Here is a 17,088-nt window from a genome sequence, read left to right as displayed (position 1 = left end):
TGCTTGAGTAATTTCAGAAATATACTATAGACTATTACAGGTGACAGCTTTGCGATCCCTTTATCCTGTCCCCCCTTTCGGGCAAAACTTCGTTTTAAGTGAACATACATGACAAAAGATCTCGATTTGCAGAGTGCTATTGCGGCACTCGATGCATATGGATATGAAAAAAAACACTCAACGGATCTTGAGCAAGCCAGAAACAAACAACAGATGACCCGCTATTTGAAGTCTTTGGACTTTAGCCTCAGGCGTCTGAAGCTTCTTCAGGAAGCGGTCAATGAATTGGTTGAAGAAACGCAAAACAACTTGCATAAACAGGAGCAAGTACAAACCTTTAAGACCAAGGTCATCAATTTATCCCGCGAACTCAACATGTCCTATGATGAAGTATTGGTCTATATGGCCAATCAGGGTAGTAAGTAAGGATGTGAGTTCAATATCGATTACAGTATTGTTCGATATACCAGAGTTGTTTGATATATCAGAGAGGCGCAGTCAATATCTGCGCCTCTCTTTTTATGGGACAAGGATGTGCGTTATCACCCCAGATAGTATTTCACAACTTATTTCACTTTTTGAATCCTATTGCATTATTGTTCGCTTGCTACAATTAACAAAAGAAATAACTGTCTTCCGCTATCGGTTTCACTTTCCAACCGAATACCACAAATAATCCCATGAAAAATATGAGCCTTTTATAGCACGCCCTTCCGTTTGCACTACACTTAAGAAAGTTGAAATCATCTGGATTGAACAAAACACGGGCTTCAGACTATGACTAATGGAGGACAGCAATAACCATGGGAAAGATGCTAGTGCCTTTGGCTCTATTGCTATTCTTGTTTATCTGGCTCAGCATGCCCAGACAGCCAAACTCCCCAGTTTTGCTCAACCAGACGCCGGTTCGCATCGCCGTATCCACCTCACTGCTTTCGGCCCCTGTCATTATTGCCGACAAGCTCGAACTCTTTGCCCGCGAAGGCGTCTATGTAGTGCTGCAACCACTTCAAGGAGGTGATCTTTGCTTCGAGGCTATGCTCAATAACAGGGCTGATCTGGCCACCAGCTCTGAATCCGTAGTGATGTTTAATAGCTTCAAGCGAACCGACTTCACCGTACTGGCAAGCTTTGCCGAATCGGATAACGACATCAAACTGTTAACCCTACATCAGAGCGGTATCACCACTCCGGCCCAACTGGAAGGTAAGCGCGTTGGCGTCGTCGCCGGCAGCGCCAGCGAGTATTTTCTTGATACCATACTCAACATAGCCGGACACCCGTCCTTAGCGCCGGTTCGGGTGGATATCCGCCCGTCCGCTTTAGCACCGGCGCTGCTTGCAGGCGATGTGGATGCAATTTCGGTTTGGGAACCATACGGATTTCAGCTATCGCAACATCAACCTGGCAAGATAAACGAATTTCCCAGCCGCGGTTTGTATAGCCTATCTTTTAATCTCATCAGTCGTAAGGGCGACAATCAGGCGTACTACGAACACCATGTGCGGATCCTCAAGGCGTTGAAACTCGCCAGTGAATTTATTGTTCTGCACCCACAGGAAGCCCGTCAGTTGGTTGCCGAATATCTGCACCTGCCCACTGAAGAAGTCGTCGCCCTATGGCCAGACTATCTGTTTCGTTTGTCATTGGGTAATAGCTTGCTCAGCAATCTGCAATCACAGGCACGCTGGGCCATGACCAGCGGCACCATAGAAGCCCAGCAGTTGCCCGACTTCAGAAATGTTATCGCACCCGAAGCACTGGATCAGATACAACATATGTCATTGGTAGAACAGAGATGAAATTATCCAGCCGCCTCAATATCCTGGTCATTCTCTGTGTTACTCTGACACTGGTACTAGCGCTGTCATTGCTGCAGCAACGTCATTTCTCCCAGCAGACGTTCCAACAGATGCACAAACTGGTGGAACTGCAACTACACCTGGATCTGCTGAGATCCAACTTATGGCTGCTGCAACAATACAGGGACACCCAAGCGGTGGAAAACACCCAAAGGGATCTGCTGCGCCTGAACGCCCTCTTGACTACCACTCAGGTCGATGATGAGCAGCAACAACAGCTGTTGGCTAACCTCAAACGCCAAAGCAACAACATCAGCACCCTGTTGGAGCATTCTCTGCCCAAGCTGTCTCTGATAGCAGATGATCAATTGGTCAGTAATATGTTGCTGTCAAGATATAATATGAGCATTCAATCCATGAGCGAAGACCTGTTTCGCTTTCAACATCACACCATGGACAGAGCCCGTGTGCTGCAGCTCAGTCATCTCTATCTCAACGGTGCCCTGCTGTTGGCCATAGCCCTGCTGGTGACCGGCTTTACTCTGCATACTCTGAGGCGTTTTCGCCGCCATTTGGGCAGTTTAAAACGCGGCATTCGCGATCTGGCCAAGGGCGATCTTCATAGCCGTATCAGACTGGAACAACAAGATGAACTCTCGGAGCTGGCCCATGAGTTCAACAATATGAAGCAGGCCTTGATGGAAGCGACAAAGCGAAAAGATCAATTACAGCAGGAAGTAGAGGAACAAACCCAGCAATTGCAACTACAGCAAGATAGATTGCGCTATCTGGCAGATCATGACGATCTCACCGGCGCACTCAATCGCGGCGCCGCCACCACTGAGCTGGAACACGCCATTGTGCGTTGCCAGCGTCAACAGCTTAAAGCGGCGCTGCTATTCATTGATCTGGATAAATTCAAACCCATCAACGACAATTTTGGTCACAGCGCCGGTGACGCAGTGCTGGTGGAAATAGCCAAAAGGCTGAAGGAGACATTAAGACGCTCTGATCTGGTGGCCCGCATCGGCGGTGATGAATTTATCATCTGGCTGGAGCCAATAACCGACCGTAAAGAAGTCTGCACTGTGCTGGAAAAAATCAATACCCTCGGCCGCGATATCCCCTGGCAAGGACAACAACTTCAGGTTGGCCTGAGTACCGGCATCAGCCTTTATCCCGAGCATGGCGATACCCTGGCCGAGCTTATCAACGCTGCCGACAGCGCCATGTATCAGGCTAAACAGGCACCCCTGCAAACTTCAAAGGAGTTTGCAGCAAAGAAGCAATACAGCTTTGCCTCGCCCTTGGCCGACGCCTGACAAAGCCTACCGTCTCATGCTCAGTCTCTGCGTCTTTCTTCAAGCAAACGGCCACAGACAGCGAAACCAGTTGAATCTCGGCAATCTTATCGCCAATAACAGCACCATGGCAGCGAAATAAAGACTGGGTTCGATGATTTCGGACTTAACCGACCAGTAATAATGCACAGGTACCAACAGGGCTATGGCATAAATACTGTAGTGCAGTTGCTGCCAACGCCGCCCCATCCGGCGCTGCAATGCCTTGAACGAGGTCAGCGCCAGCGCAGCAAGCAACAACCAGGCGCTGGCCCCCACCAAAATATAGGGACGCTTGATAATTTCACTGAGTAGCAGCTCCCAGGCAAACAGCAGATCCAGGCTGAAATAGCTGAGAATATGCAAGCAGGCCCAGGCAAATACCCATAGTCCGAGCAAACGCCGGGTCTGCATCAACAACCCCAGTTTGAATTTTCTGGCCACAGGCGATACCAACAAGGTTGCCACCAAGGCGTTGAGTGCCCCTTTGCCGGTGAAATGGATAATATATTGCACAGGATCACCACCGGCGCTATCTGTCACCACTTGCAGAACCAAATAAAGCAGTGGCAAACCGGCGGCCAAATGCAACAACGCCTTTAACCAAGGCAGTTGCTTGGGAGCTAGACGCATCAATAATATTTCCTTAAATCCAGATCCCGGTACAGATGAGCAACCAGCTCGCCATAGCCGTTGAACATCTGGGTCGGGATCCGTTTGGCAGAGAAGATCCCGCCTTCGGCAATCCGCCGCTCTGTCGCCTGTGACCAACGCGGGTGATCCACCTTGGGGTTCACGTTGGCATAAAAACCATATTCATTGGGTGCCAATTGATTCCAACTGGTCGGCGGCTGTTTGTCCAAAAGCCTAATTTTCACGATAGATTTAATGCTCTTGAAACCGTATTTCCAGGGCACCACCAAACGCACGGGAGCACCATTTTGCGGCGGCAGCGTCTTGCCATAGAGGCCCACCGACAGGAAGCTCAACTCGTTCATCGCCTCATCGAGCCTTAATCCCTCCACATAGGGATAATGAATGCCGCCGCCCATCAGGCGATTGCGTTGCCCAGGCATCTGCTCGGGATCAAACAGGGTTTCAAAGGCCACATGAGTCGCAGAGGATTTGACTCCGGCCTTGGCTAGCAAAGCCGCCAGCGGAAAGCCGACCCAGGGGATCACCATGGACCAGGCCTCGACACAGCGCAAACGATAGTGACGCTCCTCCAGAGGAAGCAACTTGAGCAAATCGTCATAATCCAACGTCAAGGGGCGCTCGACCTCACCTTCAACTTTCAGCATCCAGGGATTAACCTTGAGGCCCTGACTGTTTTCGAAGGGATCTTGTTTACCTGTACCAAACTCGTAAAAATTGTTATGGCGGATCACCTTATCAAGGGGGGTCAGGCTCCCCGGTAATTGAAACTCAGGGTTGCTGCGATAGTTGAGATTTGAGGTCACAAATGCCTCGTTCTCGCGCTTTTCACCAAAAAGGTCAAACAGGCCAGCCTGAACATGGCCGGGAATACTGGCACCTATAGCGCCGAGCCCCAACGCCTTGACTATGTTGCGCCGATCGCGAAACACAGATTCCGGCGTGACTTCAGTTGCCGGCAACTCCCAGGGCATCTTCCTGCCGATGCCAGGTTTAAATTTTTTATTACTCACTGTGACCTCTCAATAGCTGCAGTCAATTCAGTTTATAAGACCCAGGCAGGCAAAGAAAAATTTCCTGCTGGAATAATTCCAGCAACTCCATTGGCTGAACATTGGCTGACAAGGGGTACAAAATGGGCAACTCTTGGCCATTTATCCTGAGTCTGCATGCCCTGGCCCTTGAAGGCTCTGACTCATTCTGCGACTCTATCCGGGTTTTCCGCTCCTCTTTTTGCACTCAAGGGACATGATATGGACTTGGCCACCACAATTTCCGCGCCTCAACTCATTGCCGCCGCAGCCGTATTACTGCTGGGTATCTTGCTTGGCGCCCTCTTTAATCAACGCATGACCCGTAGCCGCTGGCAACAGATTAAAGACCAGTTAATACTGCAACATGAACAAAGATGCAGCGAGCTCAGCGAACAACTCAGCAGCAGTCAGGAAAAAGCCGAATGGCTGGTGTCACAACTCGGTAAAGCAGAGGCTATTGCCGAGCGGGTGCCTGACCTGGAACAGCAACTCAAAGATGCTCAGCGCAAACAGCTGGAAACCCAGCTTAACCTGTCAAAATCCAATGCGATGCAGCAGACAATCAGCGCCCGCTTCGACGCCGAGCAACAGGCGCTCAACGATAAGATTGAACTGCTTGAACGCAGTGAAGCCCGCTTAAAAGAACAGTTTGAAAATCTCGCCAACAAAATTTTTGAAGACAGAAGCGAAAGGCTAAAATCCCAGAATTTATCGCAACTCGATGGCGTACTTGGGCCACTAAAGCAACAGCTCGAAGGCTTCAGAAGACAAATTCATGAATCCTATTCACAAGAACAGAGTGAACGTTCCTCACTGAAACACCAGTTGGAAGATCTCAAACAACTCAACCTGCGCATGAGCCAAGATGCGGTCAATCTCACCAAGGCGCTCAAGGGTGACAACAAGCAGCAAGGCAACTGGGGCGAAGTGATCCTGGAGCGTGTGCTGCAGGAAAGTGGCCTCAGACAAGGGCACGAGTATGATGTGCAACAGGATCTGAAAAATGATGCCGGCAAGCGCTTTAAACCCGATGTCATCGTCCACCTGCCGGCCAATAAGGATGTGGTAATAGATGCCAAGATGTCACTGCTCGCCTATGAACGCTACTACAACGCCGAAACCGATGAAGAGCGTTCCCTGGCGCTGCGTGAACATATCAACTCTATCCGCGGTCATATCAAAGGCCTGAGCCAAAAGGACTACCAGCAACTGCACGGCATCAAGAGCCTCGATTATGTATTAATGTTTATTCCGGTGGAACCCGCCTTCCTGCTGGCACTGGAACAAGAGCCGCAGTTGGTGAATTTCGCGCTCGAAAACAACATCATGCTCGTCAGCCCAACCAATCTTTTGGTAGCACTGCGCACCATCAATAACATCTGGCGCTACGAATACCAAAACCAACACGCACAAAGGATCGCCAGGCAAGCCGGTAAAATTTACGATAAACTCTGTGGCTATCTGGAAGATATGGACAAACTCGGGCGCGCGCTGGACAATGCAGAGAAGTGTTTCAACGGCGCCATGAATAAACTGGCTACCGGCAGGGGTAACCTTGTCCGCCAGGCTCACCAGATGCAACAGTTGGGCGTTGAAACCAGTAAACAATTGGATAAACAACTACTTGAAAAGGCGATGACAGAAACGCCCTTGCCAGTAGGCAAGGAGGTTGATGCCATAGAAAATACAGAGAAGGACGGCGAACTCACCTCCTGAATTCAGCCTCTCAAGTGAAACTGGCCATCAACAAGGAGTTTTAGATGCGCAGAGCCTTGACCCGAATCGCCCTCGCCGGCAGCGTTGCCTTGAGTGCATTGACAGTATCCATCCCTTGGATGCTGTTTCCCGGGATAGGCCATGCGGCCAAGGCACCTGCCGCTTTGGAGCAACAACGCCAAAGCTACCTAAAGGCCAGAGAAGCGCTGGATAAGGGCCAACTTGCCGATTATCGCAAGCTCAGGGCCCAACTCAAGGATTACCCGCTCAATATCTATCTGGATTTTCACGCCGAGCTCGATGACATAATGGCGCTTGCAGGCCCAGAAGCACAAAAGGCAATAGACAAATTTGAGCATTCGCCCCTGCATGGCAGCGCCCGTCACAGGTACCTGCTGCGAGCCGGCGCCGACAAACGCTGGCATGACTTTCTGGCCATCTCCCCGGAACTGCCCCGAGCCACTGAGCTGCAATGTTACTTTTACCGGGCCCAGCTTGGGCAAGGGAATAAACAGGTCGCCTGGGATGGTGCCCGTCAACTCTGGCTCTATGGTCGCTCCCGTCCCAAGGAGTGCGATCCCCTGTTCAATGCCTGGAGCAAAGCCGGGCTTCGCTCACAGGAGTTGATCTGGTCGCGAATGTTGCTGGCCTTTGACGCCGGACAAAACGGTCTGCTGCAGTATCTGGGACGCAAAGTCACCCAACATCAGAATCAGGCCAAACTGCTGCAGGCGGTATACAAAGATCCCAATCGCCTTAGACACATGAACCAGTTTGATGGCGCGGCCCCCATCTACAGCGATATCGTTTCTGCCGGACTCAAGCGCCTGGCCCGTAAAGATCTTCGTCAGGCGGTGCGTTTGTACGTTAAGTATGAAAAGGCCGGTAGATTCAGCGACTTCCAGGGGCGACAACTGAACCGTTATCTGGTCAGGCGAGCGCTTATCGTCGAGGACGAAGGGCTTAGGGATCATATCGACACTATGTTGCCGCTGCTCGAAGCCGACGATCTGACCGAGCGCCGTTTGCGCTGGGCCATTGCCGAGCAAAATGACGCCGATATCCGCCGTTTTCTCCCCTTACTCAGCGACCAAGGCCGCAACGATGCCCGCTGGCGCTACTGGCATCTGAGAGTCAATGGCCGGGACGATGCTGTGCTCGAAGCGCTCAGCAAAGAACGTAATTTCTATGGTTTCTGGGCCGCCGCCGAACTCGGTATCACCCCCAATCTGGCGCATGTGCCGACTAAACCACAGGCACAGATGCAGGCAAGGCTTGCCGATGACAAGGCGCTTGCCCGGGTATCTGAGCTGCTGGCGCTGGATAAGTTGGTCGATGCCAGAATCGAATGGAGCCAAATGCTCGCCCGCCACAACAAACAGATGCGTGCCCAGTATGGGGTCTATGCTCAACAGCAAGGATGGGATGCATTGGCGGTTGAAGCCAGTATTCAGGCCAAGCTCTGGAATGATATGGAGATGCGCTTTCCCTATGCCGCCGATCCTTTCTTTACCCAGGCAGGCAAAGACTTCAAGGTCAATGTCAATGAAATTCGCGCAATCTCCCGCCGCGAAAGCGCCTTCTACCCCTACGCGACTTCGTCAGTGGGTGCCAGAGGCCTTATGCAATTGATGCCAGCCACCGCCAAGCAAACCGCGAAACAGTTTAAACTGGCGTTCAACGGCAATCGCAGTTTGTACGACCCGGCCATCAATGTGCCGCTCGGCAGTGCCTACTACACCAAGCTGCTGGAACAGTTCGACAACAATCGGGTACTGGCCGTTGCCGCATACAATGCCGGTCCACATAGGGTAAAACGCTGGTTGAAGCAGAGCGATGGCAAACTGGATGTGATGAGCTTTATTGAAACTATCCCTTTCAGCGAAACCCGCGCCTATGTGCAGGCGGTGTTCACCTACCGGCAAATTTATGAACTGCGTCAACAGCAAACTCGGCCACAGTTCAGCGAAGCAGAACTAGACCGCCGCTATTGAGGCGGCGGTGAATTGGCACTGAGTCAAATTCCCAACACTTTGATATTAAAGAGCTTGTTCCTAGACGTATTTTTCAGCGCTCAACGCTTTAGTGGGGTAAATTGACTTGTTATCTTGGCCCCATAATGGGAATAATTAGCATTCATTTAGCTAACTCCGTTGATAACTACATGGATCTTTCCCCTCCGCGGCACATTGCCTGTGAATATCAGCCGCTTGTCTGTCCCCGAACTCTGGCCATTCAAGGCTATGAAGCCCTGGCCCGCTTTTACGATCACCAAGGAGCCTCCTTGGCACCTAATCTGGTATTCGACTGGCTGCATAGAGACAGCCGTGCTCTGGCGGCGGTAGAACTGCAAGCCAAGCTGTTGCAACTCAGTCAGGCGCCCAAGACTCCCAGACTCAACCTCAACCTGGATCCTCACGCACTCGATAGCAGCAACTGTCAGTACATGATGCAGGCACTGGATAAGTATCAGCAGCAAACCGGAGGCTTGACGGTGGAGCTGATAGAAAACACCTGCGTCAACGATGCCGACAAGGCACAAACATTACTCAAGGAGCTGCACCGGCGCGGGATCACCGTAGCGCTCGATGACGTCGGCGCACCCCATGCCATGGTGTCGCTACAACTGTTGACCGCCGTAGACTGCATCAAGCTCGACCGTCACTGGCTCAGTGCCATCCAGATACCACTCATGGCTAAGCTTCTGGAAAACTTGCTTAATTTTGCCAAGTCCTGCCAAAAAATAACTATACTCGAAGGAATAGAAACCGAGCAGCACCTGTCTCAGGCTCTGGCTTTGGATGTGGATTTGGTGCAAGGTTTCTACTTCAGACCTCAGTTCATCCAAACCGAGCCGGAACTGATTTCAGTGACCATCTAACAAGGAAGCCAATGTGTCCAGGAGCCAGATAACCCAGGTACTGCAGCAGCTCGAGCAAGTTTTGATAGGCAAGCCCAGGGTAATACGGCTGGCACTGGCCTGCATTCTGGCTCGCGGTCACCTGCTGATTGAAGATCTGCCGGGCATGGGCAAAACCAGTTTATCCCACGCGCTGGCGCAAACCTTAGGCCTGAGTTATCAGCGGGTACAGTTTACCAGCGACATGCTGCCGGCAGATATTCTCGGGGTTTCCATCTTTGATAAGCAGCAATCTGAGTTTGTATTCCACCCTGGCCCCATCTTCAAACAGATGGTGCTGGCCGACGAAATCAACCGCGCCAGCCCCAAGACCCAGAGCGCCTTGCTCGAGGCGATGGCAGAGCGGCAGATCACTGTCGACGGTGTGACCCACAGGCTGCCGCATCCTTTTTTTGTGGTCGCCACCCAAAACCCCACAGACCAATCAGGCACCTTTCCACTGCCGGAATCCCAGCTGGACCGCTTTATGATGCGCCTCTCCATTGGTTATCCCAACCAGGACGCCGAGTTGGCCATGCTCAAAGGACAGGAGCGCAACCAGCCCCTGCCCCAGTGTCTGAGTGCGCTCGAGCTGGATCAACTGCAGCAGGAGTGCGAACAGGTGGCCGCTTCTGACGCCCTGCTTAACTATATTCTGGCGCTGGTGGAGGCTTCCCGCAACCAAAACGAAGGCTATGGCCTTTCCCCCAGAGCCACCAAGGCGCTGCTGGCGGCTGCCAAGGCCTGGGCCTATATCCAGGGGCGTCAATATCTGGTGCCCGAAGATGTGCAAGCTGTGTTTGGCGCCGTTGCCGAGCACCGCCTGCGGCATTCGAGCCAACTTCAGGGCGAGCAGTTATCGGCCAAGTTACTCGGCACCATTAATCCCATTCGGTAACAACGAGATGGCCTCTGTGACCTCCCTCTTCTCTGCGCGGCTCAACCGCTGGTTGTCACGGCGTATTCCCGCCGCCAAAGAGCAACGTTTGAGCCACAGAAGCATCTTTATTCTTCCCAGCGGCTTTGGCGTTATCTGGCTGGCGCTGGTACTGCTGCTGTTTCTGTTCGGCACCAACTATCAAAACAACCTGGTGATCGGTCTGGCCATAGTATTGGCCAGCGTGTTTCACACCTGCATCATTCACAGTTACCGCAACCTGGCGGGATTGAGACTCAGTGCCCGTAAGCCTCCCCAAGCCTACGCCGGTGACAGCCTCTCCTTCCCTGTCACCGTCAGCGCCGACAGAAGCCTGTTTCGGCTCGGTTTCAGCTACCCAGGAGAGCGGCAAGTCTTTATCTCCTGTGTCGATAACCAGGAGCAGACGGCTTTGGTGCCCATGCAGCCAAGGCCCAGAGGCCTTTGGCATCCAGGTAGACTCAAGGTGGAGTCCTGCTATCCTCTGGGGCTCTGCCGCGCCTGGTCTCATCTGGATCTCGACACCAGTCAATGGGTGTTTCCAGCGCCGGTGGTCAGCACAGCTAAACTGGGCCGCTGTGAACACGTCCCCGAATCCCAAGACAGTGGCGAGTGGCTCAGCGGCGTCGATGAATACGCCGGGCTTAAGAGCTATGTTCCGGGTGAATCGCTCAAACAGGTGGCCTGGAAACAGTGGGCTCAGGGCCGAGGCATGCTCAGCAAGGAGTTTGCCGAGCCTCAGGGGGCGCCTTTGTGGCTGGACCTTAATAGCAAGTTAACCGGCGATGAGTTGGAAAAGCGCCTGGGTGAGCTGAGTTATCAGGTCAATCAATTGGCCCATTCAGGCCAAACCTGGGGGCTTAAGTTAGCGGGCAGGACCATAGCGCCTTCTCAAGGCGAACCTCAGCGTCAGGAATGCCTCAAAGCCCTGGCGCTCTATCCGGCAAAGGCTGAAGGTACCGGCCGATGAAAGCCGCTCGCTTGCAAACCGCGCTCAAGGAGACCTCGGAGGAGATCATCGCCCGCCGCACCTTGCTTTGGCTGCTGATCACCAATCTGGCAGTGCTGGCGCCGCTTGCAAGCAAAATCACCCTGGGAACCCTGGGGATCTGCGCCATCTGTTTTGTCTGGCGCTTGGGGATCTATCTTGGCAAGGTCGCCAGGCCCCCCAGAGTGCTGGTGACTGTGCTGGCCATTGCTGCGGCGCTGACGTTGGCGCTGGTGAGTCGCGAACTTGGCCTGCTAAATGCCCTGGTCAACTTGTTGATCCTCGGCTATTCCCTCAAATATATCGAAATGCGCAGTCGCCGCGATGTCAAAGCCGTGGTACTGGTGGGCTACTTTCTTATCGCCCTCACCTTTATCGACCATCAACAGATGCTCGACGCCCTGCAACTCTCGCTGGTGGCTGCGCTCAACACCTGTGTGTTGGCAAGCCTCTACCACGAACAGGCCTCGTTCAATCGCCAACTGAAACTAACCCTGATGCTGCTGGCACAGAGTCTGCCGCTGGCGCTGCTGCTTTTTGTGGTGCTGCCGCGTTTCAGTCCGCTTTGGATGGTGCCGCAGATGAAAAGCAGTACCACAGGGCTGTCCGATGAGCTTAGCTTTGGTGATATCTCGCGCCTGACCAAATCCAACGAGCTGGCATTTCGCGCCAGTTTCAAGGGTCAGATACCGGCTCCCGAAGACAGGTATTGGCGCGCACTGGTATTGGAAGAATATGACGGCAAACGCTGGCAGCAGTCACGGGGAATAAAGGCGCTGCAGCAAGACAGCTTTATCATGAATAGCCGCCCCGAACCCGGCGTCCCCAAAGGGCCTTTTATCGATTACAGCATCATAGCCGAGCCGAGCGGCCAGCATTGGCTGTTCGGCTTGGATCTCGCCTACAGCATGGATCCACGCCTGGTGAATCTACCGGACTTTCGCCTCTATGCCATAAGGCCGGTAGAACAAAAGTTGCAATACCGGGTGATGAGCTATCCTGATGCCCCGCTGGATAATCGCTTGAAAGCGCCGCTGCGGCAGCTCAATCTGAGCCTCCCCGATGAAATCAACCCCCGCAGCCGCAAACTTGCCGCCGATTTTGCCCATCGTTACCCGCAAGCCGAGCAGCGCTTGACGGCCATGATGCAGTATTTCAACAGTCAGCCGTTTTTCTACACCCTGACGCCCCCGCCGGTGGGGCCGCAGCAACTGGACGACTTTTTGTTTGAAAATCGTGCCGGTTTCTGCGTTCACTACGCCTCAGCATTCACCTTCATGGCCAGAGCCACCGGCTTGCCCGCCCGCATCGTCACCGGCTATCAGGGCGGCGAATACAACCCGCAGGCCGGTTATCTCAGCGTGTATCAATATATGGCCCACGCCTGGAGTGAGGTCTATCTCGAAGGCAAAGGTTGGGTACGTTACGATCCCACCGCCATGATAGCGCCCGAACGAATTGAGCAGGGTTTCGACTCCCTGTTCAGCCCTGAAGAAAGCTATCTTTCCGACCGTTCTTTCGCCGGGGTTAGGGCCAGCGACTGGTACAACAGCCTGAGACTCAGACTCGCCAGCCTGGACTACTACTGGAGCGTCTGGGTGCTGGGTTTTGACAACGAGCGCCAGCAACAAGTGCTCTCCAAGCTGCTGGGAGAAGTGAGTATCGGCCGTCTGGCAGCCTTGGTCCTCGGGGTGATGACCCTTACCTTTATCGCCATTATGTTCAACACTGGCCTGCTGCGGCTTAAAAGAGGCCCGGACAGCATCAACCGTCACTATCTCAAGGTATGCCGCCAGGCAGCCAGACTCGGGCTGCCAAAGCCAGCTTCCTTGGGGCCTGTGGATTACGCCGCGGCGCTTGTTGCGCGCTGGCCGGCGCTGACAGAGGAGATAGAAAGCTGGACCTCACTCTATATTCAGCTCAAGTATCAAGGCGCTTCCAAGGAGTCGGCAATATATAAACGCCGCTTTATCCGTCAGTCCCGCACTTTGTGGTTCAAACTGCTGAAACAAGATTTGCAACCCGATAAATCAAGCACCTAGAATAGAGCACCAAAGCAATAAACGGCCCAAAGCCAGGTAACCCTGCTGCCTATGTTTACTCTTATCCAGTCCAACAAGATGGAATTGCTGTCGGCCACCCTGGCAGACCGGCTTCGCGATGGCGTGCCCGGCATGTCGCCGCTTAGCTGCGAGCAAATTCTGGTGCAAAGCCCCGGCATGTCCACCTGGCTCCGCCTTGAGCTGGCACGCCACAATGGCGTGGCGGCGGCGCAGGAGTTTCCGCTGCCGTCCAGCTTTATCTGGCAGCTCTGTTATCTGCTGCTCGATGACGTGCCCAAGGAAAACCCCTTTACCAAGGCGGCGATGACTTGGAAACTGATGGCGCTGTTGCCCTCCCTTCTGGATAGAGACAATTTTGCACCGCTCAGACATTATCTGGGCAACGATGTCGAACTTAAACTGTTTCAACTCAGCGGCCGTATCGCCGATATTTTCGATCAATATCTGGTATACCGTCCGGAATGGATCCTCGGCTGGGAGCAAAATGAATCCCCGCTGGAGATAGCGCCGCAGCACGCCTGGCAACCCGAGCTTTGGCGCGAGTTGGTGCGTTACAACAATCAGGAATTGCAGCAGAGCCATTACCACAGGGCCAATCTGCACCAGGCGCTGATAGAAACGCTGACAGGCGGCAGCGATCATGCCTTGGAAGACCTGCCGCCCAGGTTGTTCGTGTTCGGGATCTCCTCGATGGCGCCGCAAACACTGGATGTACTCTATGCGCTCGCCAGTCGCATCGAGGTAGTGATGCTGAGCCTCAGCCCCTGTCGTCACTATTGGGGCGATATCATAGAGCCCAGGGCGCGAGCGCGGATGGCGCTGGCTTTTGAGGGCAAAAAACAGTTGCCCGAGCTCTGGGAAGACAAGCTGGAAGTGGGCAATCCCATTCTGGCCAATAACGGCCGTCTCGGCCGCGAGCTGCTGGATATGGTGCTGGAGCTGCCACCTGAGCGGCTGGAACTGGAAGAGCTGTTTCACCCAGGCAACACAGATACCCTGCTCGGCGGCATTCAAAATGACATTCTGGAGATGGAAACCTTAGGCGAGCCTCTGGGGCCGGATGTCAGCAAATACCTGAATATCGCCCGGCGCAGGCCCTTGGCCGCCACCGACGACTCCATCACACTGCGAAGCTGCCACAGTCCACTGCGGGAAGTGGAAACCTTGCACGATCATCTGCTGCATCGCCTGCGCAGCGACCCTTCGCTGGCCGCCAAGGACATCATGGTGATGCTGCCCGATGTGGCCGCCTACGCCCCCTATATCGATGCGGTGTTTTCCGCCAAGAGCGGCGATCATTTCATCCCCTATGCCATAGCCGATCGCGGCGCGGCCCAGGAATCCCCCTTAATTGCCGGTTTTCTCAACCTGCTGGCGCTGGACAAGAGCCGCTTTGGTCTGACAGACATCATCAGTATTCTCGAAGTGCCTGCTGTGCTGGCCCGCTTTGGCATAGCCCAGGAGGAGCTGGAGCAGCTCAAGGGCTGGCTCAAGGCCGCCGGCATTCGCTGGGGCCGCGACAGTCACAACCGCGAAGAACTGGGCTTGCCCGGGTTTGACAAACACTCCTGGGCCTTTGGGATCCGCCGCATGCTGCTGGGCTATGCCCTGGGCGATGATGCCGAGCTGTATCAGGGCGATCTGCCGCTGGCCGGTATTGAAGGCCAGTCGGCGCAGGCGCTCGGCAAGCTGTTGAATTTTATTGAAGCGCTCGATGACTTCAGGGAAGAGCTCAAGCAGCAAACCCCGCCGGAAGAGCGGGTGGCGCAGCTTAACGCCCTGCTCGATGCCTTTTATCTGGCCCAGGAAGACGATGCCAGGGAAGAAATCAACGACATTCGCCAGGCCATAGACAGATTCGCCGAAGAGCTGCGATTGTCGGGCTTTAGCGGGGTATTGCCGCTGACAGTGGTTTGGCAATGGTTCAACTCAACCTTGAGTGAGTCCAGGGTCGGTCAGCGTTACCTCGCCGGCAGCGTCAACTTCTGTACCCTGATGCCGATGCGCTCCATCCCCTTCCGCCAGGTGTGTTTGCTGGGAATGAACGATGGCGTCTACCCCAGGGTGCAACATCCTGTGGGGTTCGATCTCACCGCCCATGAAAAGCCAAGACGCGGCGACCGCTCTAGACGCCTGGATGACAGATACCTGTTTCTCGAAGCCTTGCTGTCGGCCCGGGATCAGCTCTATATCAGTTACATAGGCCACAGCGAGCGCGATAACAGTGAGCGTATTCCCTCCATGCTGGTATCGGAATTGCTGGAATACATTCAGCTGTGTTACCGCCCGGACGAGGCGCAATTTACGCCGTCATCAGTGCCCACAGATGCCGATGAGATTGCCGCCCTTGGCGATCTGGCGGCCGATGCGCTGATGCAGCGCCTCATCATTCAGCAGCCGCTGCAGCCCTTCGACGCCCGGCTCTACAGTGACAGCGAGCTGCCCGGCAGTTTTGCAACCCAGTGGTGCCCCCGGGAGATGTTTGCCGCCCAAAGTCCGGCGCCCTTTATTGAACATGAGCTGGGCGAGGAAACCGGCCTCAAGGAGCCGGAGCTGGAACTCTCGGCGCTGATCCGCTTTTTCCGCAACCCGGCGCAGTATTTCTGCCAGCGGGTGCTGCAGCTGGACTTGAGGCTGGATATCGACAGTCAGGACAATGATGAGCCCTTTGAGCTCAACGCCCTGCAACGCTATCAGCTGCAGCTGCTGATGATGCAGGATGCGCTGGAAGACGAGCGCGGAGAGCTGGATGAAACCCTGCTCGACAAGCTCAAGGCCGAAGGTCTGCTGCCGATGGCGCCGTTTGACGATCTGCTGCTGGATCAATACCGCCGCGATATCGCCCCGGCGGTGGAGCGCACCCGTTTTCTTCGCGCCGAATTGCCCAAGCCGGATGCCGTTGAAATAGCGCTCAAGCTCGAGGTCAATGGCCGCGAGTTGCTGCTCTGTGGCCGCATCGAAGACTGCTACCCCAAGGGGCTGGTCAACTTAAGGCCGGGTACCACCAAGCCCAAGGATCTGTTGAGCCTCTATATTCGCCATCTGTGCCTCAATGCCAGCGGCATTCACAGGCACAGCTATCTGCTGGATGCCGGTCACTTCCACGCCATGGCGCCGCTCAAGGCCGAGTCCGCCAAGGCCCTGCTGGGTCAGTTGGCCGCCTTGTTTGAGCTGGGGCAACATAGGCCACTGCCCTTTATGGCGCAAACCTCCATGGCGTACTTCAGCGCCGAGGTAGAAGATGGATTGCCCATTGACACTGAACATCAGCTGCGGCTTGCTGAGGCCGAGAGCGCCTGGTTGGATGATGCCGGGTTCGGTGACGGCCAGGATCCCCATAACGCCCGCCTGTTCCGCTTTCCGGAAGACTTTGGTTTAACCCTTGATGAAAGCACCTATGCTGCCACGGCGACGGATTTTGGACTCAAAGCTGGCGAACCTAAGCTGAATGAGAATGAGCTGAGTGAAAATGAGCTGAGTGAAAATGAGTTGAGTGAAGATGAGTTTTCGCTGAGCAACATGAGTGCGGGGTTGCCAGGCGGTTGGCAACTCAGACTCAAGCAGAGCCTGAGTTTCCCGGCGTTGGCCCAGGGGATTTTGGCGCCGCTTATCAGCCTTTACCACAAAGACAAACTGGCCGCCCTGGCCGATTTTACCCAGATGGGGCAGGAATAAT

At 54.2% G+C, this 17,088-nt stretch carries 12 protein-coding genes; 10 read left to right on the top strand and 2 right to left on the bottom strand.

Features of this window, described 5'->3' with window-relative positions; all coding sequences use genetic code 11:
* Positions 1 to 108 precede the first annotated feature (108 nt).
* The 3 genes from ACMHXE_RS10715 (at position 109) to ACMHXE_RS10705 (ending at position 3,124) form a co-directional block, all read left to right on the top strand.
* Complete coding sequence (locus ACMHXE_RS10715) at positions 109 to 426, top strand: hypothetical protein (protein ID WP_101057707.1); 318 nt, start codon at positions 109 to 111, stop codon at positions 424 to 426.
* Positions 427 to 803: 377 nt separating this feature from the next.
* Positions 804 to 1,802 (top strand): ABC transporter substrate-binding protein, encoded by a 999-nt coding sequence (locus ACMHXE_RS10710; protein ID WP_101055102.1) that lies wholly within the window; start codon positions 804 to 806, stop codon positions 1,800 to 1,802.
* Entirely contained in the window at positions 1,799 to 3,124 is a 1,326-nt protein-coding gene (locus tag ACMHXE_RS10705) for a diguanylate cyclase domain-containing protein (protein ID WP_413732221.1), read from the top strand. The genes ACMHXE_RS10710 and ACMHXE_RS10705 overlap by 4 nt, the downstream gene beginning before the upstream one ends.
* Before the next feature lie 39 nt (positions 3,125 to 3,163).
* Here the strand turns inward: ACMHXE_RS10705 and msrQ are convergent, their stop codons facing one another.
* Positions 3,164 to 3,778, bottom strand: coding sequence for a protein-methionine-sulfoxide reductase heme-binding subunit MsrQ (msrQ, locus tag ACMHXE_RS10700; protein WP_165565005.1), 615 nt, complete (start codon positions 3,776 to 3,778; stop codon positions 3,164 to 3,166).
* Positions 3,775 to 4,770, bottom strand: a complete 996-nt coding sequence (gene msrP / locus ACMHXE_RS10695) for a protein-methionine-sulfoxide reductase catalytic subunit MsrP (RefSeq protein ID WP_413732218.1) — start codon at positions 4,768 to 4,770, stop codon at positions 3,775 to 3,777. Before msrP ends, msrQ begins: the two co-directional genes overlap by 4 nt.
* 279 nt (positions 4,771 to 5,049) lie before the next feature.
* Here msrP and rmuC point away from each other — a divergent pair, with 279 nt between their 5' ends.
* The 7 genes from rmuC (at position 5,050) to recC (ending at position 17,087) form a co-directional block, all read left to right on the top strand.
* Positions 5,050 to 6,546 carry a DNA recombination protein RmuC gene (gene rmuC / locus ACMHXE_RS10690; protein WP_101055110.1) on the top strand — a complete coding sequence of 499 codons (1,497 nt, stop codon included), beginning with the start codon at positions 5,050 to 5,052 and terminating at the stop codon, positions 6,544 to 6,546.
* 44 nt (positions 6,547 to 6,590) lie between these two features.
* Positions 6,591 to 8,540 (top strand): transglycosylase SLT domain-containing protein, encoded by a 1,950-nt coding sequence (locus ACMHXE_RS10685; protein ID WP_413732216.1) that lies wholly within the window; start codon positions 6,591 to 6,593, stop codon positions 8,538 to 8,540.
* Positions 8,541 to 8,710: 170 nt separating this feature from the next.
* Positions 8,711 to 9,427, top strand: coding sequence for an EAL domain-containing protein (locus tag ACMHXE_RS10680; protein WP_101055112.1), 717 nt, complete (start codon positions 8,711 to 8,713; stop codon positions 9,425 to 9,427).
* Positions 9,428 to 9,440: 13 nt separating this feature from the next.
* A complete protein-coding gene (locus ACMHXE_RS10675; protein WP_101055114.1) occupies positions 9,441 to 10,343 on the top strand; it encodes an AAA family ATPase in 903 nt (300 codons plus the stop codon).
* A complete protein-coding gene (locus tag ACMHXE_RS10670) occupies positions 10,231 to 11,331 on the top strand; it encodes a DUF58 domain-containing protein (RefSeq protein WP_413732213.1) in 1,101 nt (366 codons plus the stop codon). The genes ACMHXE_RS10675 and ACMHXE_RS10670 overlap by 113 nt, the downstream gene beginning before the upstream one ends.
* The gene (locus ACMHXE_RS10665; protein ID WP_101055116.1) at positions 11,328 to 13,391 is read left to right on the top strand and encodes a DUF3488 and DUF4129 domain-containing transglutaminase family protein; all 2,064 of its coding nucleotides are present in this window, start codon (positions 11,328 to 11,330) and stop codon (positions 13,389 to 13,391) included. The genes ACMHXE_RS10670 and ACMHXE_RS10665 overlap by 4 nt, the downstream gene beginning before the upstream one ends.
* A 51-nt stretch (positions 13,392 to 13,442) precedes the next feature.
* Positions 13,443 to 17,087 carry an exodeoxyribonuclease V subunit gamma gene (gene recC / locus ACMHXE_RS10660; RefSeq protein ID WP_413732211.1) on the top strand — a complete coding sequence of 1,215 codons (3,645 nt, stop codon included), beginning with the start codon at positions 13,443 to 13,445 and terminating at the stop codon, positions 17,085 to 17,087.
* The last annotated feature ends 1 nt before the right edge of the window (position 17,088 follow it).

Source organism: Shewanella sp. BJSY2023SW007, from assembly GCF_047314525.1.
GTDB classification, from domain to species: domain Bacteria; phylum Pseudomonadota; class Gammaproteobacteria; order Enterobacterales; family Shewanellaceae; genus Shewanella; species Shewanella chilikensis.
Note: the sequence above shows the minus strand (reverse complement) of the source record. Positions and strands in the feature narration are given on the sequence as shown.